Source organism: Vibrio hepatarius, from assembly GCF_011806575.1.
Lineage (GTDB): Bacteria > Pseudomonadota > Gammaproteobacteria > Enterobacterales > Vibrionaceae > Vibrio > Vibrio hepatarius_A.
Window position 1 is genome coordinate 221,984 of sequence record NZ_JAATOO010000001.1, and the last position, 21,114, is coordinate 243,097.

Here is a 21,114-nt window from a genome sequence, read left to right on the forward strand (position 1 = left end):
GGCCTTTTTCTTTATTGGTTAGCAATGATGTTTCTCACTACTTCCAAATCTTCTGGTGTGTCTACACCCGCAGACGGCGCTTGTTTAGCGACTTCAACATGGATTTTCTCACCGTACCAAAGCACTCGAAGCTGTTCCAAACACTCGATTTTCTCAAGTGTTGTCGGCTCCCAGTTGATGTAGGTGTTGATGAATCCAGCGCGGTAAGCGTAGATACCGATATGACGCATTAGTGGTTGAGCGATCGTCTTGCCACCGTTTGCAAAATTATCACGGTCCCAAGGAATCGTCGCGCGGCTGAAATACATCGCGTAACCGTCTTTATCTGTCAACACTTTAACCGCATTTGGATTAAACACTTCGGCTTCGTCTTCGATTTCTACTGCCAATGTCGCCATCGGTGCTTGGCTTGCCGCAAGGTTATTAGCAACTTGAGAGATGATCGAAGGCGGGATAAGCGGCTCATCACCTTGAACATTAACGATGATGTGGTCATCAGGAATGTTCTTTAACTTAACCACTTCTGCCAAACGCTCAGTGCCAGACTCATGGTCAGGAGATGTCATACAAACGTCGCCACCAAAAGCTTTGACGGCTTTTTCCACACGCTCATCATCCGTTGCGATGATGACCTGATCCGCGCCAGCTTGAATCGCTTGTTCGTAAACCCACTGAACCATCGGTTTACCACCAATATCCGCCAGCGGTTTACCCGGCAAACGTGTGGACTGATAGCGCGCTGGAATAACGACTGTAAATGACATTATCGTCCCTCATCCATGCTCATTTGACGAGCTTCAGGTTCCAATAGAACAGGAATACCTTCCTTGATTGGGTACGCTAGGCGGTCCAGTTTGCAGATCAGCTCTTGCTTATCTTTATCAAAAGTTAGCTTACCTTTACATACTGGGCATGCGACGATTTCAAGCAGACGGTGATCCATATTTTTCCTTAACCTCTTTTATTTTGTTCAAAATACGCTGCTCATCTTGTTGATTAAAGCTCGCGGTAACGGGTAAATACCACCAGTTATCTTTCGCATAGTCAGCGCATTTTACTGCATCTTTCTCGGTCATTATCAGGTGCTCGCCACGCTTGGACAAGGCCTCTAACTCTGCCGGTATAAAATCTTTATGATCAGCAAACCCTTGGGCATAGTTTAGTTTAGCCCCAAGCTTTTCTAATGTATTGAAAAAGCGTGGTGGATGCCCTATCCCCGCCATAGCGACCAGATTGCTTAGCTGACTAACTGGCACTTGCTGACGGTTCTTTAGGTTCACAGCAAAACTTGGTGAGAGCGACATAGCAGCTTCACCGCCGTGCGCTTTACCACCGTTGGTAATAATGAAGTCAACTTCATTGAGGCGCTCGACACTTTCACGCAATGGACCCAGTGGTATCAATGATTGGTTACCAAATCGACGTTCACCGTCAACCACCACTAGCTCAATATCGCGTTGTAGTGCATAGTGCTGTAAACCATCATCGGTAATGATGATGTCAACGCCAAGCGGCAACAACGCTTGCACCGCTTCGCTACGTATCGGTGATACCGCTACTGGTGCCCCAGTTCGTTTGAAAATCAGTTTAGGTTCATCGCCACAGTGTTTGGTTGACGTGGTATTGTCTACGACTAATGGGTAACTTGGTGCTTTCGCTCCGTACCCGCGAGAAACCACACCCGGTTTGTAACCCAATTTCTGCAGATGCTCGACCAACCAAATCACCACCGGTGTCTTGCCATTACCACCAGCGGTAATATTACCTACTACGATAACAGGCACTGGTGCGCGATAGCTTTCTTTCGCTCCTGATTGATATTTGCTACGTCTTGAACGACTGATCACACCAAACAACACACTCAGTGGCCAAAGCAATGGCCACAGAAGATATTTCATCGGGTGATTTTCGAACCAGATTTTTTCAATCACGCTTAGCCACCAAACTGAATGCGGTGTAACTGCGCGTAAGCACCATCTTTTTCGATCAGCGTTTGATGATCGCCACGCTCTACCACTTCACCTTCATCGATTACCAAGATTTCATCAGCATTTTCGATAGTCGATAAGCGGTGTGCTATCACAAGTACTGTCTTATTTTTCTGCAACTCGTCCAGCGCTGACTGAATCGCTTTTTCTGATTCCGTATCCAGAGCCGAAGTGGCTTCATCAAGGATAAGTACAGGGGCGTCTCGCAACAGAGCGCGGGCAATCGCGATACGCTGTCTTTGACCGCCAGATAAGCTTGCGCCGTTCTCACCAATCATAGTATCTAAACCGTGTTCCATTGGTTCGATGAAATCCATCGCGTACGCTAGGCGTGCCGCTTCTTCGATTTGCTCGCGGGTGTATTTATCTTCTGCTGCGTATGCAATGTTGTTGGCGATGGTGTCGTTAAACAGGTGTACGTTCTGCGACACTAAAGCGAAATGAGAACGCAAGTTCAGTAGTTTGAAATCACGAACGTCATGATCGTCGAGCATAATGCTGCCAGAATCGACGTCGTAGAAACGGGTGAATAGGTTTGCAATGGTACTCTTACCCGAGCCAGAGCGACCGACGAGCGCCACGGTTTTCCCTTGAGGGATCTTGAAGCTTACGTTGCGAAGCGCCGGTTTTTCTTTACCTTGATAGGTAAAGGTCACGTCTTTCACTTCAATCTCACCACGGACATGGTCAGTTTCATAAGTGCCCGTATCTTTTTCAGTTTCAAGATCCATTAGCGCGAACAGGGTTTGGCTCGCTGCCATACCACGTTGGAAGTCAGAGGTTACATTTGTCAGCGCTTTAAGTGGGCGCATCATACCGAACATCGCAGAGAATACGACGGTAAACGTCCCCGGAGTCAACTGGCTACGAATTTCTTCAAAGCTTGCCAAGAACAGTACGACAACCAACGCAAATGAAGCAATCAACTGAATCACAGGGTTAGCAATCGACTTAGCCGCCACCAATTTCATAGACTGTTGACGCATGCGGTTACTGACTACATCGAAACGCTGGCTTTCGATGTTTTGACCACCGTAGCTGAGTACGACTTTATGGCCTTTTAGCATTTGTTCTGCAGATGAAGTTACGCGCCCCATCGAGTCTTGCATATTCTTTGAAATCTTACGGAAACGCTTAGAGACAAAGCCAATCGCCCAAGCGACGACAGGAGCAATGACGATCAGAACCAGCGAAAGTTGCCAACTGTTCCAAAACATCAAAATTAGCAGACCGATAATGCTCGCACCTTCACGAACAATGCTGACTAACGCGCGACTTGTAGCACCTGCAACCTGTTCTGAATCATAAGTAATTCGAGAGAGCAAACCACCCGTTGATTCTTTATCGAAGAATGCAACAGGCATGTGCATAAACTGCTTGAAGATGCTGCGACGCATCAACATGACTACGTTGCCGGATACCCAGCTCAAACAGTAGGAGGAGACAAATCCACTTAAACCGCGAATAACCATCATGCCGAGAATAATCAATGGGAGTACACGAAAGAAGTCAGACTCAGCGTTACCAAAACCTTCATCAAGAAGTGGTTTAAGTAAAGACACCATGTAAGTGTCTGCGGCAGCGTTAATAATCAGAGCAACTACGGCAACCGCAAGGCCCGCTTTGTACAGGCGGATATAGATCCACAAACGCTTAAATGTTTGTAAAGTAGTTTCGTCTTTATTCAGTGACATAGAACTGCTTATTTTTCTTACAATAATCCGCCTATTCTACCCCCTTACGTAGCATCTGCCTATACCAAGCGCCGCCTTTGCTCACCCTAAGTTGGTTCACTGAATAATGTTCTGAATAAAAGCTCACCACTATTTGCCCTGAAGTTCCGGTATCAAGCCACTCAACTTGCTGGTTTTGGTAGCGTGCAACCACCGCTGGATGAGGCAATTCCCATCGCCCGGATTTTGCGGTCGAAGCAATCGCAACTTCGGGAGAGACAGCTTCGATAAACTTCGGTACAGAAGAAGTTTTACTGCCGTGATGAGGGACAAGCAAAATGTCCGCATCCAACCCACGCTTGCCCTGTAAGAGCAGCCATTCAGAAATCGCATCGATATCACCCGGCAACAATACCGAGTAAGGGGAGCCTTGATGACGTAACTTGATGACGCAAGATTGCGGATTATAAGCACGCGGCACACTTTGTGGAGGCCAAAGCACATCAACAGCAATTGAGCGCCATTGCCACTCTTCCCCTCCGACACACTTGGTATTTCCTACTTCTCTCTGGCTGGTAACAAAACGTTGTGTCCCCATACGATTTACCACCGCTTGCCAATCTCCTGCGTGGTCACTATCAAAATGACTGATCACGAAGAAATCGAGTTGGCGTACACCTTTATTAATCAAGGTTGGCAATAGCACTTGCTGAGCGATACTCGAATCTCCCCAAGCGACGCCAGTGTCATAAACCAAAGCATGCTGCTCCTGTACGGCAATCACCGACAAACCATGTCCAACGTCTAGTACAATCAACTGCCAAAGCGGCTTGGGGTTCCAGTCGTATCTTACGCATACTAAGACAACAACCTGCACAATCAGCGCCTTATGTGTTAACCATCGACTAAGAAAAACGATCAGCACCGAACAGATCAACAACTCCACTTGAGTAGCAGACAATTCGAACCATGTATGATCAGAAAGCGACGCTAGGTAAGCAACTGGCTCAAGACTAAGATTCACCAGCGGCCAAAGAAAGTTCGACTCCGAAAACAACAGCGAACCCAGCAAGCCAAGAAAACTAAGCGGAACCACAACAAAACTAAACCAGGGTACGAAGATAAAGTTGTAAGCGATAGCACTGAGGCTGACACCATGAAATAGCAGCGCAATCATGGGCGCCATCGCAGTGACGATAAATACTTGGACTTCTAGCGCCATTTTCCAACCGCTGCGCCGGTGTGTGTTTAACCCTAGATAAACAAAGATAATGCCGACAGCGGTCATAGATAACCAGAGGCTGACGTCCACACTGGAAAATGGCGATACCACCAGCAAAATACATAGGATAATTAACCACTTTAACGGCATCGGAATTTGCCGCTGGCTAGTTTGGAGCAAACAAAACAGTACACACATTAATAATGCACGGCGCGTGGGAATTGAGAACCCTGCTAGCCAGGCATAAGCAACGGCAAAGGCCATCGCACAAAGCAGCGGCATTAAGTAATACCGAGCGTTTACGACAAGTGCGATACGTCCAAGCCCCCAACCAAGAGTAAACATAATCCCAATATGTAGCCCTGAGATCGCAATCAGATGGCTAAGTCCACTGGATTGTAAATTTTGCCACGTTTGCTGAGATATGTTGTGCCGCACTCCAAACAGTAGCGCTTCTATCAACCCCCTGTGTTGCAAACTTTGAATATCACTGACTAAGCGATCATATAACGTCTGTCTCAGCGAAGACTGATTAACGATAAAGAAACTGGTGGAAGGTTTGATCGACGCTCTTGCAACAACTGAACGTGAAAGCGCAAACTTTTCTGCGTCAAAGCCAACATTGTTCATTAAACCAGCAATTGGTTTCAATGAGACTTGGGTGGTGACTTGATCGCCTATTTTCAAAGGATGTGGAGAGGTAAGCCACAAAGTTGGACGTTCAAACATGCTCAATCTTCGTCCATTGATTGATCTAACTACAACTCTGCCCTGAAAGCCGTGACTTATTTGCTTAAAAAAGCTGTCAACCTCCGCATTTATGATAATATCCGAACCAGTTTTAAAAAGCTTATCTGTTTGGTGGCGCAGAAGATTTCCATGAATGAGTATGACTCCACATGCGAAAGCTAAACCAATACAAACTCTTAGCGTTTTGACTTTTAGTGAAAGTGCGATTAAACCAATACAGGGAGCAATCCAACCCCAGTTTGGCAATGTAGGCCATGTGGGGGCGGTAAAAATAACGATCGCGAACGACACAAGCGTCCAATAAATTAAGTAGAGAGTCATTTTCCCCCATGCCAAGAAAGTTCATAAAACGCTTTATGCCTGACCACGAAGTAATCAAGCGTCAGAAGGCATTAAAGATTTTTGGCAATGTGCTATACAACCCCAACTTATGGTGTCTGAACCGCCGTTCAGCGGCTGGTGCATTTGCTGTTGGGTTATTTATGGCGTTTGTACCGCTTCCAAGCCAAATGATCATGTCAGCCGGGCTAGCTATTGTGTGTGGCGTAAACCTACCTCTCTCCGTCGCGCTAGTTTGGGTCAGCAACCCAATCACCATGCCAGTCCTGTTCTATTTTGCGTACAAGATTGGCGCCTGGGTAATGCACGTACCACCGCAACCTTTCCACTTTGAGCTTTCCTGGGAATTTATCGTCCAACAAATGAACACCATTGGCCCACCGTTTTTACTCGGGTGTATGATTTGCGGTTTGGTTTCCGCCATGCTGGGCTATTTTGGCATTAAAGCACTATGGCGCTACTCAGTGGTTCGTAGTTGGCAGAAACGCAAAATCAGATTAGGCGGACTGCTTAAGAAGTAAAGTTGGCGCTGTATAGATTTGAGTTGAGTTAACGTCAGAGTGTAACTGAGCTGATAAACAAGTATGAAAAAAGGACCGTGATGGTCCTTTTTGCGTTTTGAGGTGGTATGCGTTACTTGGAACTAAGTACCGCAGCCGGGTTAAGCTTACTCGCTCGAGAGGCAGGATACCAAGTCGCCAGTAGACTAAGAACAATCGCAGTCGAAGAGACCAACACCACATCTGCCACATTGACTTGAGACGGTAAGAAATCAACAAAGTATATGTCACCAGACAAAAACTTATGCCCGATTAAACGCTCCAATGCTGAGATTATCTGCGTCAGATTCAACGCAACCGCGACGCCAATCACACTACCGACCAAACTGCCGAGTACACCCGAGAATACGCCTTGCCAAACGAAGATTCGTTTCACCAGACCGTCCGTTGCGCCCATTGTACGTAAGATGGCGATTTCAGATGCGCGGTCTTTGACAGCCATCATCAGAGTTGACACGATATTAAAACTCGCCACTCCGATCACCAGCACCATGACTAAATACATAATGGTTCTTACTAACTGAATGTCTCGGTACAAGAACCCGTACTTCTGCTGCCAGCTACGCAGATAAACATAGACATCTAGAGTGTTGCCCGACTCGCGTATAATTTGTGTTGCATTTAGCACGTCAGAGACTTTCAGCGATACACCCGTCACGCCTTGGTTCAACTTCGCGTATTGCTGAGCGTCTGCCAACGGCACTAACGCAAGGTTGTGGTCAATCTGGCCATTTAACGTCAACAATCCTGCGACTTGAACTCGCACACGTTTTGGTGCTTGAACCTTGCTGGTTGAGCCCATAGAAGGAATCATCAAGGTTAGATAATCCCCTTGTTCAACACCCAATAAACTCGCCACGCCTTGACCTAGAATGACTTGCTTAGATCCCGCAGCGAAGTTATTCCACACATCACGTTCGATGTACTGGTTGAGATTAGAGACTTTTTCTTCTTGCGCTGGGTCAACGCCACGCACCTCGATCGCTTTAAGTTGTGAGCCTTTCTCTGCCAAAGCCGTCAACCTGACATAAGGTGCCGCCGCTTCGACCTCTGGATGCTTTTCGGCTTGATTGACGACCGACTGCCAGTCAAGAATCGGTTCTTTCACACCTTCAAACTCACCATGTGAAATGACCGAGAGCACACGGTCTTTCAGCTCACGCTCAAAGCCATTCATCGCAGAGAGACCGATGATGATCACCGCGACGCCAACCATAATACCCAACGTAGAAGAGAGCGAAATGAACGACACCATTTTGTTACGCTGTTTCGCGCGACTAAAACGTCGACCGATAAATAATGAAAGAGAAGAGAACAACTTACGCCTCCCCTACATTGAGCAGCAACCCATCTTGCATATGTAGTTGTCGGTCCATCTTCGCTGCTAACTCACCATCGTGGGTCACGACTAAAAAGGCAGTCCCAGACTCTTTATTCAACTCACGCATCAGATCGTAGATCGCTAGTGCTGTTTTGTGGTCCAAGTTACCAGTCGGCTCATCTGCTAGTACCAATGCTGGGCTATTCACCAGCGCGCGTGCAATTGCCACTCGTTGTCTTTCACCGCCTGATAACTCTGATGGACGGTGGTCGATTCGATGACTCAAACCCACTTTATCCAACAGGACTTTGGCTTTTTCTTTCGCCGCTCCTGTTCTCATGCCACCAATCAATAGTGGCATTGCAACATTTTCTAGCGCGCTGAAGTCAGCCAAAAGATGGTGGAACTGATAGACGAACCCCAAGTGTTGGTTACGAATCTTTGCCTGTTTATTAGAACTTAGCGCCGACAACTCATCGCCAAGAAAAGTGACATGACCTTCGGTCGCATCATCAAGCGCACCTAAAATATGCAGTAAGGTGCTTTTGCCCGAACCCGACGAGCCGATGATCGACGCCAACTCACCTTCTTTCAGTTCAAAACTCACACCTTTTAATACCTGAGTATCGAGTGTCCCTTCGCGGTATGTTTTACAAATATTGTGACACTGTAGAAGGTTACTCATATCTCAAAGCCTCAGCTGGTTTTACAGAAGATGCACGGTAAGAAGGAAAAAGTGTCGCGAGTAAGCTAAGTGCAATTGCCAATACTACGACCACCACGATTTGAATCGGGTTAATTAAAACAGGTAGTTGTCCGCCAACAGAGAATAGTGCGACACCCGCACTTTCCAGTAACGTGTTGAGGTTGTTCGCCAAAAGCACTCCCAGCGTGCCGCCGATCAATGCGCCCATCACACCACTACTCGCGCCTTGAACCATAAAGATGGCAAGAACTTGTTTGTCCGTCATGCCTTGAGTTTTTAATATCGCGACTTCTGCCTGCTTCTCCATCACCACCATGATAAGCGCAGAAATGATGTTAAACGCAGCAACCCCGATAATAAGTCCCAGCATCAGCCCCATCATGTTCTTCTCCATACGTACAGCCTGGAAAAGTTCGCCACGTTGGTCACGCCAGTCTTGCCACTTCCAACCTTGAGGTAAATCGGCTTCACTCAACTCAGAAACTACAAACGGGTCAGCGAAAAACAAACGCCAGCCCGTCATCGTGTCACTTTTCAGTCTCAATAAGCGCGCTGCATCGTCGATATGCGTCAGCATTAACTGGCCATCCACATCGGAGCCCGTATTGTAGATGCCAGCAACGGTAAACATACGTTGGCTCGGGATTCGCCCTAACGGTGTAAACTGGCTGGCGCTGGTTACCATCAGCCTGACTTTGTCGCCTATCGACACCCCCATATTGCGTGCCAAAGTATGACCAAGAAACACCTGATATTTACCCGCTTGCATGTTCGTCAATCGGCCAGCAATTAAGTGCTGCTCAATGGGGTCATGGTCGCTAGGCTTAATCCCAATCAGCAAACCTGCCGTTAGTTGTGATGAGCTTTGAATAACGGCTTCACTCTGAACTATAGGTTCAGGATGCGCCGCGCTCGATAAGTTTTGTATAAACTGAGGCGCTTGTTCCGTTCTCGTTGTTTTGCCGCCCTCTTGAGAAACAATCGCTTGTGGAAGTACGCCGAGGATGCGTCCTTTAAGCTGCGCTTCAAACCCATTCATTACCGATAGCACGGTAACCAGAGACATCACCCCGATGGTGATACCCGCTGTAGACATATAAGAAACAAATCGACTGAATCTATCACCGGAACGTCCACGCAAATAACGTAGCCCGATAAAAGCCGAAATCGGATGAAACATAAAATAGACCGTTAACGTTTGATAGCTGCTAATGTACCGATTTATAACGGGTGGGTGTAGCCCTTATTTGCTAATTACACGTCAAAATGTGTGATAAACAATGACATACCTTGATTAGTTGCTTCGTATGGCGATAATCAGAAGATTAAAGAAGGAAATTTCACATGTCTGATCAAGAATACTTTAGCGTCCACCATAAAATGACGATTAACGTCGAACCATTAGCAATGGGCGAGTCATTCCCTTCTTACGATCAGTTTGAAAGTGAAATACCCGCCCCTTTCTTGGTTGCGAGTGAGTTCAGTAATCTTGATTTACTCAACGACAAAGCACGCGCCGAACTCAATAGCGGCGAACTAAAACACGTCATAGAGCTACTTGATACACAGAACGCCAAGTTGAACTTACTGCTGACCTTTATGCTGTCACAACAAGACGACGCAACACTTAGATTTAAAACCACTTCATTTGGTGCGAGTCAATTTAGTTTCCTCGCTCAAGAGCCGCTGCCTGTTGATGCTAAAGTCCGCTTAAAATTGTTTTTAGACCGACCAGCCGCAGCCATTTATAGCTACGGCCATGTCATCGCATGCGAAGCTCAAGACGAACAACATCTAGTGACCGTGAAATATGACCTGTTACGAGATATGGATGAAGACCTGTTAATTAAAGCCGCGCTTTACCAACAGCAAAAAATCCTACGTCAGCGTTCACTAAACCGAGACAAATAAACCTGTTTTCTATGTCCGATACTACTCTTTTAAAACTGGCGAGCCCAACAGGTGTTGGCGACAAAAAATTCGTCGGTAATCTCCAAGGCGCAAGCCTAGCGTTGGCCATTGCTGAATTAGCTGACCAACATTCAAGCCATACCTTACTCGCGGTACCTGACCCACAAACTGCGCTCAAACTGTTGCAAGAAATTGAACAGTTTACACACCAAGAAGTCGCGCTTTTCCCTGACTGGGAAACTCTGCCGTACGATAATTTTTCTCCGCATCAGGAGATCATTTCTGACCGTATCGCCAGATTATATCAACTGCCGACGCAGACCAACGGTATCACGATAGTCCCGGTCAGCACCCTACTACAGCGCCAATCGCCGCGTGAGTTTCTGATGCAGCACACTTTGATGGTCAAAGTGGGCGACTTGTATTCGCTAGATAAACTGCGCATTCAGTTGGAGAAATCAGGCTATCGACACGTCGACCAAGTGTTTGGTCCGGGTGAGTACGCAAGCCGTGGTTCAATTTTAGATCTATTCCCGATGGGCTCGAACGCTCCCTTCCGCATCGACTTCTTCGATGATGAAATCGACACCATTCGTACTTTTGATCCTGAGAACCAACGCTCAATCGACGATGTAAAAGAAATCCGTTTGCTACCAGCGCACGAATTTCCAACCAGTGAAGCCGCAATTGAAGATTTCCGAATCCGTTGGCGTCAACGTTTCGAAGCTCGCCGAGAGCCTGAATCCGTCTATATGCAGGTTTCCAAAGGCACATGGCCCGCAGGTATTGAGTATTGGCAACCGCTATTTTTCGAGCAAACCGAAACTCTATTCGACTACATTACCGATGACAGCCAGCTGATTACCGTCGGTGATATTGAAGCATCGATTGACAACTTCTTAGCCGACGTCGATTACCGTTACGATCAACGTAAAGTTGACCCGCTACGCCCGTTACTTCCACCAGAAGAACTGTGGCTGAAAAAAGATGAGCTGTTCGGTAAATTCAAATCACTGCCACAGTTACAGCTTTCGATTGAGCCTATCTCAGAGAAGCAAGGCCGCAATAACGCCAGCATCCAAGCACTTTCTGACCTTGCCGTTCAACACCAGAACAAAGAGCCGATGGCGGCACTGAGAAAGTTCAGTGAAAGTTACACCGGTAAGATCATTTTTTCAGTCGAATCGGAAGGTCGACGCGAAGCGCTGTTAGAGCTATTGCAACCGATTAAACTGCGCCCTAAAGCTTGCGATGACTTTACCTCAGCACTAAAAGCCAAAGATAAGTTCACGCTTATCCTCGGTGCTGCGGAGCACGGTTTCTTATACGGTGATGATCACCTTGCATTGATATGTGAAAGTGATTTGCTCGGTGACCGCGTCATCCAACGCCGCAGAAAAGACCGCAAAGCGACTAACAGCGATGCGGTTATTCGTAACCTTGCAGAGCTAAAGCCAGGTCAACCTGTAGTGCATATCGACCACGGTATTGGTCGCTACATTGGTTTACAGACATTGGAAGCGGGCGGCATGACAACCGAATACGTCACGCTCGAATACCAAAACGAAGCGAAACTTTATGTCCCTGTTGCCTCATTAAACCTGATTAGCCGCTATTCTGGTGGGGCAGAAGACGCTGCACCTATTCACAAACTGGGTGGCGAAGCATGGGCAAAAGCACGACGTAAAGCGGCGGAAAAAGTACGCGATGTGGCAGCGGAACTGTTAGACGTTTACGCCAAGCGCGAACTCAAACCGGGCTACAAATTCGCGCTCGACAGGGGTCAATACGCGACATTCAAATCGGGTTTCCCATTTGAAGAAACCGACGATCAGTCAATGGCGATCAACGCCGTCATGTCAGACATGTGCCAAGCCAAAGCCATGGACCGTTTGGTTTGTGGTGATGTGGGCTTTGGTAAGACCGAAGTGGCGATGCGCGCGGCATTCTTAGCGACCGACAATGGTAAGCAAGTCGCGGTGCTTGTCCCGACCACACTACTCGCACAGCAACACTTTGAGAACTTCCGTGACCGTTTTGCCAACTTGCCTATCCGAGTCGAAGTGCTTTCACGCTTTAAGTCTGCAAAAGAGCAAAAGCAAGTCATGCAGGATGTTGAAGATGGCAAAGTGGATATTGTCGTAGGTACTCACAAGTTGCTGTCAAACGACATCAAGTTTAAAGATCTTGGCTTGTTGATCGTCGATGAAGAGCATCGCTTTGGCGTACGCCAAAAAGAGAAAATGAAAGCAATGCGCGCCGACGTCGACATTCTCACGCTGACAGCGACGCCAATCCCAAGAACGCTGAATATGGCCATGAGTGGCATGCGAGACCTCTCGATTATTGCCACTCCACCAGCGAGACGTTTAGCAATCAAAACCTTTGTGCGTCAGCGAGAAGACGCGGTAATTCGCGAAGCGGTACTGCGTGAAATCATGCGTGGTGGTCAGGTTTACTTCCTGCACAACCAAGTCGAAACTATCGACAAAGTGGCGGCAGATTTGGAGAAGTTAATCCCTGAAGCGCGTATTACGGTAGCGCACGGGCAAATGCGTGAGCGCGAACTAGAGCGCATCATGAACGATTTCTATCACCAACGCTTTAACGTTCTGGTTTGTACCACAATTATTGAAACTGGTATCGACGTACCAACCGCCAATACCATCATCATGGATCGCGCAGATAACCTTGGTCTGGCTCAGCTACACCAATTGCGTGGTCGTGTGGGTCGTTCTCACCACCAAGCTTACGCCTACCTACTCACGCCACATCCGAAAGCGATGACTAAGGACGCAATTAAACGTCTTGATGCGATCGCCTCTTTGGAAGACCTAGGCGCAGGGTTCACGCTCGCAACACACGATCTAGAAATCCGCGGTGCAGGGGAACTCCTTGGCGACGAGCAGAGCGGCCAAATCCAATCGGTCGGTTTCACCTTGTACATGGAGATGTTAGAGCAAGCGGTAGAAGCGTTAAAAGAAGGGAAAGAACCGTCACTAGATGACCTGCTGCGGGAGCAGACGGAAGTCGAGATGCGCTTACCTGCTCTACTGCCTGACGATTATATCCCAGACATCAACACTCGTCTTTCGATGTACAAGCAGATTGCCAGCGTCGGTGATAAACAAGAGCTCGATGACCTCAAAATCGAGTTGATTGACCGCTTTGGCCTGCTGCCGGATGCGACCAAGAACTTACTCACGATTGCAGAGTTAAAACTGCAAGCGGCAACGCTCAAAGTGAAGAAGATTGAAGCGCACGAAAAAGGCGGATATATAGAGTTCTATCCAGATGCTGACATAAACCCGATGTATTTGGTTAAACTATTGCAGTCTCAACCACAAAAATTCGCAATGGATGGGCCAACTAAGTTCAAGTTTACGGTACCATTAGTCGATAGACGTAAGAGAATTCAATTCGTTGCTGACATGTTGGGTGAATTCCAACAAAACCTTTTACCTAAAGCCTGATAGGTTCAGGCTGATTAATTATCCACGGTGAGACCACCTGGTTATGGAGTTGTAATGAAAAAGCTGATCCCACTATTACTCTTGTTTGTTGCCCTACCATCTTGGGCGCAGCGACAATTTGATATAGAAGTGATCATTTTTAAGCGTGATGTAAATCCAGAGCAAACTGAAGAGTCATGGCCAAACACCTTACCGAAAATTGAGTTGGAGAAAGCGGGTACGTTTGCTGATTCTGATTTTCGCTCGCGTAAAGGTGTACGCATGCTTCCGTATTCTTCATACCAGCTAACGGACGACGCACAAAGACTCAAACAGCACGCTGGTTTTAACGTTCTATTCCACAAAGCATGGCGCCAGGGGGACCGTGGCCGTTTGTCAGCACCAATCTTCCATATCCAAGCGGGTAAAGAGTTCTCTGACGCGTTCAATGCTGACGGTTCGGCAAAAGGATCTCGCCAAGGCGCAGAAGTCATCGATGGGGTGCAAGAGCAAAACGTATCCAACTCTCTATATGAACTGGACGGTACGTTCCAAATCTACGTTGAGCACTACTTGTACGCAGATGTAAAAATGGACCTTAAAGCACCAAGCGTACGTGAAGTCGTGCTGCAAGAACCAGTTGAGCTAGAATCAGACAAAGCAACCACAATGCCTTCAGACAGTGTCGTTCAAGCTGGTTTGATGGAAGAAGTTCAACCAACGGTTGAAAAACAAGAGTTTCTTAAGAGCTACCGTATCGACCAAAAACGTCGTATGAAGAGTTCTGAGACGCACTACCTAGACCATCCGCTAATGGGGATGATTATTCAGGTTCGCCGCGTCAATTAATCCGCCTATAATTATATGTAGCTCTCTATTTAATTTAAGCAGCCCAACTTGGGCTGTTTTGCTATGCAGGCTTTAGAATGACACCCGACTATAAGATCATCACGCCTAGACTGGAACTGAAACTGATCCCAAACGAAGACGCTCAGCAGCTACGTGAATGCGTCAACCATTCTCCAACCCTACACCGTTGGATTGATTGGTGTACACCCGACTTTACTCTGGAGCAATCAGAGCGTTTTCTCCTTGCCACCCGCTTAAATTGGGTCAAGTCAGAAGCGTACGGGTTTGGCGTGTACAGACGCTATGACGAAGAACTGATCGGTATGGTCGCCATCAACGAGCTTTACCATACCTTCAATATGGTTAGCTTAGGCTATTGGATTCGAGACAGTTTCCAAGCGAATGGCTATGGAAAAGAAGCGCTGGAAGGACTGATTAACTTTTGTTTTGAGCAACTCAAAGTGACTCGTGTTGAAATCGTCTGTGATCCAGACAATCTACCCAGCCAAAAGCTTGCCGAACGTTGTGGTGCGGTATTTGAAACCAAAGCACGAAATCGTTTTATCTATGATGGAAAACCTAAAGATGGCATGGTCTACTCCATCATCCCATAAAAAAAGAGCGCCTAAAGCGCTCTTTCTTATAGATAAACTCGACCGAATTAGTGTAGCTTCAAGTTTGGACGTAGAACGCGGTTAATACGTCCCATTAAAATGATCAGTGCAGTTTTGAACACTCCGTGCAATGCCATTTGGTGCATGCGGTAAAGCGAGATGTAGACCACGCGAGCAATGCGCCCTTCAACCATCATCGAGCCTTTCGTCAGGTTACCCATTAGGCTACCCACCGTTGAGAACTGGCTTAACGAAACCAAAGAACCTTTGTCTTTGTATACATAAGGTTTAAGGTCACGGCCATTTAGCTTCGCAACGATATTGTAAAACGCACGGCTTGCCATTTGGTGCGCAGCTTGTGCACGTGGCGGAACAAACGAACCGTCAGCTTGAGTACACTGCGCTAAATCGCCGATAACGAAAATGTTGTCATCGCGCGTGGTTTGCAGCGTATCCTTCACGACTAATTGGTTGATGCGGTTTGTTTCTAAGCCCGCGATGTCTTTAATAAAGTCTGGAGCTTTGATACCTGCGGCCCAAACCATGATCTTCGCAGGGATCTTCTCGCCGTCTTTGGTTGTCAGGCCATCCGCTTCGGCTTTTGTCACCATAGTCGCAGTGCGAACATTTACCCCAAGCTTAGTCAGCTCTTGGTGAGCTGCACTTGAAATACGTGGTGGTAGCGCTGGCAGAATACGTTCACCCGCTTCGATCAGGTTTACATTCAGTTTGCTCGAATCTAAATCATCAAAACCGTATGAACGCAGCTCTTTGATCGCGTTATGCAGTTCAGCAGACAGTTCAACACCCGTTGCACCTGCACCCACAATCGCAATATCAACCGTACCATTACCGTTGTTCGCATGAAGCTTCATGAACTCATTATTCATCTCTGTACGGAAACGGTGTGCCTGCTCTGGGCTATCTAAGAAGATACAATGTTCGCGGACACCAGGAGTGTTGAAATCATTCGAGGTAGAACCAATCGCCATCACCAGAAGATCGTACTCTAGTTCTCGGCTTGGGATAAGCAGTTCGCCGTGTTCATCAGTGAGCTCGCTTAGCTTAACAATTTTACGCTCACGGTCGATATCTTCGAGACTGCCCATTTGGAAATCAAAATGATGGTTTTTAGCGTGTGCGCGATAGCTTAACGCGTCAACGCCTTCATCCAGTGAACCGGTTGCGACTTCATGCAAAAGTGGCTTCCATAAGTGGCTGGCTTTACGGTCAACAAGAGTGACTTTAGCTCTTCCCTTTCGTCCAAGTGTACGACCAAGTTTGGTTGCAAGCTCAAGACCGCCTGCACCGCCACCTACAACGATAATTCGTGTCACAGCAACATTCCTCAAAAAGTAAATAAACGTGTTTCAGCTCGATTGTTCAAGCCGATAAAATTCTGTTCTTTTCATGGTCAGACTGCTGGCACGGTTGAGCTCAGTCTTACGTACACTGACCGGTAGAGGCTTCAATTGTGTTTCGACACACTTACTGGATAAAAGCGAGCCTTTAGGCTCAAGTTCAACTCTATTTTAGAGTGATTATTCTTGGACAAGCTTTGTGCCTGTTCTCAATTTATTTGATTGATATCAAATTTTTTCATGCTTCGAATATTATAAGGAGCAAAAACCGCATCGCAACCAAAGAATGCACACAACATATTAAAACAGGGTGCAGATGCGCAAGAAAAAAGCGACGTGGCATAACCACGTCGCTTTATACAGTTCATTGCACGTTTTAAATGTCTAGTTTGCTTCTTTAAACGCCTTAATTGCCTGCAGATGTTGTGAGATTTTCTTAAACTTATGGGTTTGAGTATCGTCCCAAATAACCTCGTAGTAATCTTCCAGCTCTTCTGCCGTTTTGTTGTTGTCGTGCACTTCGTCTTCTTTCGACAAAATAACAAGGCAACGGCCATTGTTCTTCATTCTGAATTGCTCAATGCACTTAGTCGCAATATCTTCATACTCTTCAGGGCGGTCAATACGCCCCTGCATATTGCGCTCAGGATGAAGATTTGGGTTAAAGATAACCTGCTTGATACCACATAAGAAACCAACGCGTTCGGACCAGAAACCACCCAAACCAACCCCACAAATCACTGGGTCTGGGTCGTCCGACTGCTCAATCACCTTTTGCACTTCCTTGAGCAAATGTTGCATATCGTGTTTGGGGTGCAATGTGCTGTAATTGATAAAGCGCACATCGTCATCGATGAACTGCAATTGCAAGACTTTCTCATGGTTACCAGGGCTGGTTGAATCAAAGCCATGTAAGTAAATAATCATTCTGTTTCCCCCACTCCTTCTCGTTTAAATCTATCACGAAAACTAGGGTTTAAAAGCGCACATTCTAAGAATCCTATTTTCGATATTTGAAACAGTGATCTTAACTGCAAAATGTGTCGAGTATTTTTTCCGCTTGGGTTAAGTATTGTTCATCTCCCCATAATTGGTAAGCGAGCAAATACCATAACATCGCCATCATGGTGGCACGTGGCTTCCACGCCATAACACCTTCAACCCAATCATCAACACCGTCAATGCCACGCAACTTGCAGTATTGATAAACCACTTCGAGTGGAGACGCATCCATCACATCGATACTCAGAGTGAGGTCAAGCCTTGGGTCTGCCAGCGCGGCGTATTCCCAGTCGATGACTTTGTTGCCTTGCTCAGTTTTCACCATGTTATAGCCCGCCAAATCAAAATGGCACAGTGTGGTACCCACATCGGCGAGCACTGGGGCTTTTCGCCATCCTTGATAAACATCATGGTAAGGTTGGGTTTTCAAGTCTTCGCGCAGCAGCATCCAGTAGTGGTCGACTCTGGCGGTGAAGTTGAACGGTGCGACAGGAATTCGCTGTGTGTTGAGATTGTGGATAGCTGCCATGGTTTCCAAAAGCGAATCAACATCTAACGACGCCGTCAATGACTCGCCTTCAACCCACTCGACTAATAAACCTTGGTCATTGATGAAAATAGGCGCTGGAGATAATTGCGAATCACGAATCGCAGATAAGATCTGGTATTCCTGAAAACGGGAAATGGAAAAGGCTTTGGTGATTGGGGTAGCAGGTCGCCAGACATAAGCTTCACCGTTTGATGAAACCACTTTCCAACATCGGTTTGTCAGGCCTCCAGTCAACGTCTGTGCGTAGTCTGGAGGCACTGAAAAGAAGTGATCGAGTGACAACAATGAACTGTCGAGTTGACATGCTTCACTCCATGACATCCTTGCCATACATCACCTCTCGATAGGATTACAAGCCTAAAAGGCTTTTTGACTCTTGTTTACGGATTTCTGTTTCATCTGCCCATTCGATAAGGCCTGACTCCAAGTCCATAAGACGCATGGTCATTTTGTAGTACACGTCTTTGTCGCTACCCGCGTTTTTCGCGATGCTCGATAGGTTGCCGTATAGCATGTATTGTGCGCCAACCATTTTACCAAACTGAATCGCGTTGCTCTGGTTCACTAGCTGGTCGTTGTTTTGGAAGTTTAGCTGTTCACGTACCGCTTCTACGCGGTCCATATCAACAAAACGGAATTTACCAGAATTCAGCATCTTAGTGCTGATTGTGTCAGTAATTGACTCCGTATCGATGTGCTCGCTGGTTTTGTTTTTGATACGTTCAACAAACACGATTGGTCGAGAGTTGCGAGTAATCGCCGCAACTGAACCAGACATCATCATGCTATCGACCATGTCGCCCGCAATCTTTTGCAAATCTGTCGAACCGAAATCGATCGTCGTCGTTTCCACTGCTTGCGCATCACCATAGCTTACTTTATTCGAACAACCGCCTAAGATGACAGCTAAGCCAAGGAGTGCAATAACACTTTTTTTCATTCTTGGATCCTCAAGATTCTCTTGAATTTTTACTCTATGACTAAAGAAATAACGCTTTAGTTCGGATTAATTATCGTTTTCGCGAATTTGTACACGGAACTGAGTGCCTTTTGGGTTTACCGATACTTCAGAAATAACGATGGTCTCCATGCCTCTCACGATAGCCTGACGCCAAGGTCCTAGTTTTGTATTCACTTCTAGACCTTCATCGTCGTACCAGTAAAAACGGTATTGAATCGCTTGGTCACCTTTGTACTGGCTCTCAAGTCGAACAAGTCCGCGTGCACGTCCGTCAACATCGTTTGTCGATATATCGTCAATCTTCAAACGGCCTGCAAGGACGTTGTCACCAAACAATACAGTTTGTGTCGCGCCATCAATGCGCAATCCAGCGGTATTGTCCGCACAACCCAATAGCGTTAATGCGGTCAAAGCCGCGATAGCCCATTTTTTCATCGGATATTTCCTAATTGTTTATGCCAAAGTGTAGCATTATCGCCTTGGCGAGAAACCCAAACCAACACTGTGTCACCAGCATTAACATTAAAATCAATACGTTTGTTACCCACCGACAAAGACTGCTGCCCCGCTTCCACCATAACACTGCTACTGCGGATTTCACCTGGAAGTGTCAACCAACTGCGAGTATCTGGTTGCTCAGTCAGAACGTTCCAGACATTGAAAATCAAGTTACCAACGTCGTCTTCTTTTGCGGCTTGACGTCTGAGCTGATCTTTTGCCCACACGCGTAACGCTTGTCGGATGATAATACTTGGCAAACGCTCAGACAGGTCCTTTTGCGCCATCAGGTTGACATCCGTCAGCAAATCGCTAGAGACGCTTTGCTGATTAACAAGCAACGGCGGGAAGCTTGGTTTACTTACACTCGGGTAATAAGGTAATGAAATAGAATACCAAACGCCCTGCCCCCGACTGTCAAACAACGGCAAAGCTTGTTTCCAGCCTTGCATGCTCTGCACTACTCCTTGTTCTTGAAGAACAATAACGCGTGCTTGATTAGGTTCGAGTCGTTTCACTTTGCCATAGCGCTTCTCGAGTAGACGTAAGTCCTCGCTCATCCCCAAGCGCTGAGCAACACGCTTAGCGCCGTTAATCACCTGTTGGTTGTCAGGCATTACCGCGAGCGCACGGCGATAGTCAACATACGCACTGTTTAAATCGTTATCAGCTTCATACAGCAACGCGGACAAATACATCAAGTAACCGTTCTGTACCGCTTTGAGCGTATCTCCGGCGTCAGGGTACTGCGATAAGATACTGCCAAGGTTAGGAGATAAGCCTTGCTCCTGCATATCTTCTTGAGCTGACTCGAGTTCCTTTTCACGATCTTTTTTTGCCCTTTCTTGAACTTGATTGGCACGGCGCATTTCGACCAACGCCCCTTCTAGGTCATTGCCTTGAAGGTAGTTCAAACCGAGATAAAGATGGAGAAAACCGAGTTCATAGTCAGCGGGTTGGTAGATGTTCAGGTTATCGTTGACCGCTAAGGCACTTAAACTGGTCGCGGAATCCGAGACAGAAATGGTCGCTTTATCTTGTTGCTCACGAACAGCGCCATCACTCAACTGAAAGGCACTTTGACTTTGCTCGTACTGCCCATTCAACAAGTGAACTCGACCTTTTTCAAAGTTATCGAGTATCGGTCCAGCAATATCTTCTGGGAGGGATTCTTCCGCTTGTTGGTACTGTCCGCTCTGGACAGCCTGGTAAAGCTCCTGATTTTGCGCACTGTAATGGCTAAATAAATTGCCAGCAGAAAAGTTGGCGCATGCAGAAAGATATAAGGAGCTAACGACAATGAATGCGAGTTGAACGTTTTTACGCACCTCGTACCCCGGGAATCTGAATAAATAAG

The 21,114-nt window shown here is 46.9% G+C and carries 19 protein-coding genes; 5 read left to right on the plus strand and 14 right to left on the minus strand.

The annotated features are described in order from the left end of the window. Positions 1–11 precede the first annotated feature (11 nt). Genes kdsB through HCZ42_RS01005 form a run of 5 tightly spaced genes read right to left on the minus strand, consistent with a single transcriptional unit; the run spans position 12 to position 5,954 of the window. Complete coding sequence (kdsB, locus tag HCZ42_RS00985) at positions 12–764, minus strand: 3-deoxy-manno-octulosonate cytidylyltransferase (RefSeq protein WP_167418927.1); 753 nt, start codon at positions 762–764, stop codon at positions 12–14. After that, complete coding sequence (locus HCZ42_RS00990; protein WP_005474972.1) at positions 764–943, minus strand: Trm112 family protein; 180 nt, start codon at positions 941–943, stop codon at positions 764–766. The genes kdsB and HCZ42_RS00990 overlap by 1 nt, the downstream gene beginning before the upstream one ends. After that, positions 924–1,931 carry a tetraacyldisaccharide 4'-kinase gene (gene lpxK / locus HCZ42_RS00995; RefSeq protein WP_167418928.1) on the minus strand — a complete coding sequence of 336 codons (1,008 nt, stop codon included), beginning with the start codon at positions 1,929–1,931 and terminating at the stop codon, positions 924–926. The genes HCZ42_RS00990 and lpxK overlap by 20 nt, the downstream gene beginning before the upstream one ends. Positions 1,932–1,933: 2 nt before the next feature. Next, the gene (gene msbA, locus HCZ42_RS01000; RefSeq protein WP_167418929.1) at positions 1,934–3,682 is read right to left on the minus strand and encodes a lipid A ABC transporter ATP-binding protein/permease MsbA; all 1,749 of its coding nucleotides are present in this window, start codon (positions 3,680–3,682) and stop codon (positions 1,934–1,936) included. Positions 3,683–3,713: 31 nt separating this feature from the next. Continuing rightward, positions 3,714–5,954 (minus strand): DNA internalization-related competence protein ComEC/Rec2, encoded by a 2,241-nt coding sequence (locus HCZ42_RS01005; RefSeq protein ID WP_167418930.1) that lies wholly within the window; start codon positions 5,952–5,954, stop codon positions 3,714–3,716. Positions 5,955–5,962: 8 nt separating this feature from the next. Between HCZ42_RS01005 and HCZ42_RS01010 the strand changes: the two genes are divergently transcribed. Then, entirely contained in the window at positions 5,963–6,493 is a 531-nt protein-coding gene (locus tag HCZ42_RS01010; RefSeq protein ID WP_053408364.1) for a DUF2062 domain-containing protein, read from the plus strand. Positions 6,494–6,605: 112 nt separating this feature from the next. Here HCZ42_RS01010 and lolE read toward each other — a convergent pair whose 3' ends face one another. Genes lolE through lolC form a run of 3 tightly spaced genes read right to left on the minus strand, consistent with a single transcriptional unit; the run spans position 6,606 to position 9,739 of the window. Then, positions 6,606–7,850, minus strand: a complete 1,245-nt coding sequence (lolE, locus tag HCZ42_RS01015; RefSeq protein ID WP_167418931.1) for a lipoprotein-releasing ABC transporter permease subunit LolE — start codon at positions 7,848–7,850, stop codon at positions 6,606–6,608. A gap of 1 nt (position 7,851) precedes the next feature. Beyond that, a complete protein-coding gene (gene lolD / locus HCZ42_RS01020) occupies positions 7,852–8,538 on the minus strand; it encodes a lipoprotein-releasing ABC transporter ATP-binding protein LolD (protein WP_167418932.1) in 687 nt (228 codons plus the stop codon). After that, positions 8,531–9,739 (minus strand): lipoprotein-releasing ABC transporter permease subunit LolC, encoded by a 1,209-nt coding sequence (lolC, locus tag HCZ42_RS01025; protein ID WP_167418933.1) that lies wholly within the window; start codon positions 9,737–9,739, stop codon positions 8,531–8,533. The genes lolD and lolC overlap by 8 nt, the downstream gene beginning before the upstream one ends. Before the next feature lie 164 nt (positions 9,740–9,903). Between lolC and HCZ42_RS01030 the strand changes: the two genes are divergently transcribed. From HCZ42_RS01030 to HCZ42_RS01045, 4 genes are all read left to right on the plus strand, one after another. Then, positions 9,904–10,470, plus strand: coding sequence for a PilZ domain-containing protein (locus HCZ42_RS01030; protein WP_167418934.1), 567 nt, complete (start codon positions 9,904–9,906; stop codon positions 10,468–10,470). A gap of 11 nt (positions 10,471–10,481) precedes the next feature. Then, positions 10,482–13,943 carry a transcription-repair coupling factor gene (gene mfd / locus HCZ42_RS01035; protein WP_167418935.1) on the plus strand — a complete coding sequence of 1,154 codons (3,462 nt, stop codon included), beginning with the start codon at positions 10,482–10,484 and terminating at the stop codon, positions 13,941–13,943. 54 nt (positions 13,944–13,997) lie between these two features. Further along, on the plus strand, positions 13,998–14,771 hold the full coding sequence (locus HCZ42_RS01040) for a peptidoglycan binding protein CsiV (protein WP_167418936.1): 774 nt from the start codon (positions 13,998–14,000) through the stop codon (positions 14,769–14,771). A gap of 77 nt (positions 14,772–14,848) precedes the next feature. Beyond that, a complete protein-coding gene (locus tag HCZ42_RS01045) occupies positions 14,849–15,385 on the plus strand; it encodes a GNAT family N-acetyltransferase (RefSeq protein ID WP_167418937.1) in 537 nt (178 codons plus the stop codon). Between the two features lie 47 nt (positions 15,386–15,432). On the opposite strand, the gene HCZ42_RS01050 is transcribed toward HCZ42_RS01045, so the two are convergent. The 6 genes from HCZ42_RS01050 to HCZ42_RS01075 all read right to left on the minus strand — a co-directional run bounded on the left by HCZ42_RS01050 (position 15,433) and on the right by HCZ42_RS01075 (position 21,085). After that, positions 15,433–16,722: an NAD(P)/FAD-dependent oxidoreductase gene (locus HCZ42_RS01050; protein ID WP_167418938.1), complete on the minus strand. Its 1,290-nt coding sequence runs from the start codon at positions 16,720–16,722 to the stop codon at positions 15,433–15,435. 408 nt (positions 16,723–17,130) lie between these two features. Continuing rightward, the gene (gene ycfP, locus HCZ42_RS01055) at positions 17,131–17,673 is read right to left on the minus strand and encodes an alpha/beta hydrolase YcfP (RefSeq protein ID WP_053408356.1); all 543 of its coding nucleotides are present in this window, start codon (positions 17,671–17,673) and stop codon (positions 17,131–17,133) included. A gap of 100 nt (positions 17,674–17,773) precedes the next feature. Beyond that, positions 17,774–18,628 carry a phosphotransferase gene (locus tag HCZ42_RS01060; RefSeq protein ID WP_167418939.1) on the minus strand — a complete coding sequence of 285 codons (855 nt, stop codon included), beginning with the start codon at positions 18,626–18,628 and terminating at the stop codon, positions 17,774–17,776. A gap of 19 nt (positions 18,629–18,647) precedes the next feature. Continuing rightward, positions 18,648–19,238: a penicillin-binding protein activator LpoB gene (gene lpoB, locus HCZ42_RS01065; RefSeq protein ID WP_053408354.1), complete on the minus strand. Its 591-nt coding sequence runs from the start codon at positions 19,236–19,238 to the stop codon at positions 18,648–18,650. 66 nt (positions 19,239–19,304) lie between these two features. Further along, positions 19,305–19,694 carry a YcfL family protein gene (locus tag HCZ42_RS01070; protein WP_167418940.1) on the minus strand — a complete coding sequence of 130 codons (390 nt, stop codon included), beginning with the start codon at positions 19,692–19,694 and terminating at the stop codon, positions 19,305–19,307. Next, on the minus strand, positions 19,691–21,085 hold the full coding sequence (locus HCZ42_RS01075; RefSeq protein WP_167418941.1) for a COG3014 family protein: 1,395 nt from the start codon (positions 21,083–21,085) through the stop codon (positions 19,691–19,693). Before HCZ42_RS01075 ends, HCZ42_RS01070 begins: the two co-directional genes overlap by 4 nt. Between the last annotated feature and the right edge of the window lie 29 nt (positions 21,086–21,114).

Coding starts and splice junctions, on each gene's coding strand:
- HCZ42_RS01045 (WP_167418937.1), top strand. CDS start 14,849: ATGACACCCGACTATAAGATCATCACGCCTAGACTGGAACTGAAACTG.
- mfd (WP_167418935.1), top strand. CDS start 10,482: ATGTCCGATACTACTCTTTTAAAACTGGCGAGCCCAACAGGTGTTGGC.
- HCZ42_RS01060 (WP_167418939.1), bottom strand. CDS start 18,628: ATGGCAAGGATGTCATGGAGTGAAGCATGTCAACTCGACAGTTCATTG.
- lpoB (WP_053408354.1), bottom strand. CDS start 19,238: ATGAAAAAAAGTGTTATTGCACTCCTTGGCTTAGCTGTCATCTTAGGC.
- HCZ42_RS01040 (WP_167418936.1), top strand. CDS start 13,998: ATGAAAAAGCTGATCCCACTATTACTCTTGTTTGTTGCCCTACCATCT.
- lolC (WP_167418933.1), bottom strand. CDS start 9,739: ATGTTTCATCCGATTTCGGCTTTTATCGGGCTACGTTATTTGCGTGGA.
- HCZ42_RS01070 (WP_167418940.1), bottom strand. CDS start 19,694: ATGAAAAAATGGGCTATCGCGGCTTTGACCGCATTAACGCTATTGGGT.
- ycfP (WP_053408356.1), bottom strand. CDS start 17,673: ATGATTATTTACTTACATGGCTTTGATTCAACCAGCCCTGGTAACCAT.
- HCZ42_RS01010 (WP_053408364.1), top strand. CDS start 5,963: ATGCCAAGAAAGTTCATAAAACGCTTTATGCCTGACCACGAAGTAATC.
- kdsB (WP_167418927.1), bottom strand. CDS start 764: ATGTCATTTACAGTCGTTATTCCAGCGCGCTATCAGTCCACACGTTTG.
- HCZ42_RS01005 (WP_167418930.1), bottom strand. CDS start 5,954: ATGACTCTCTACTTAATTTATTGGACGCTTGTGTCGTTCGCGATCGTT.
- HCZ42_RS01030 (WP_167418934.1), top strand. CDS start 9,904: ATGTCTGATCAAGAATACTTTAGCGTCCACCATAAAATGACGATTAAC.
- HCZ42_RS00990 (WP_005474972.1), bottom strand. CDS start 943: ATGGATCACCGTCTGCTTGAAATCGTCGCATGCCCAGTATGTAAAGGT.
- msbA (WP_167418929.1), bottom strand. CDS start 3,682: ATGTCACTGAATAAAGACGAAACTACTTTACAAACATTTAAGCGTTTG.
- lolD (WP_167418932.1), bottom strand. CDS start 8,538: ATGAGTAACCTTCTACAGTGTCACAATATTTGTAAAACATACCGCGAA.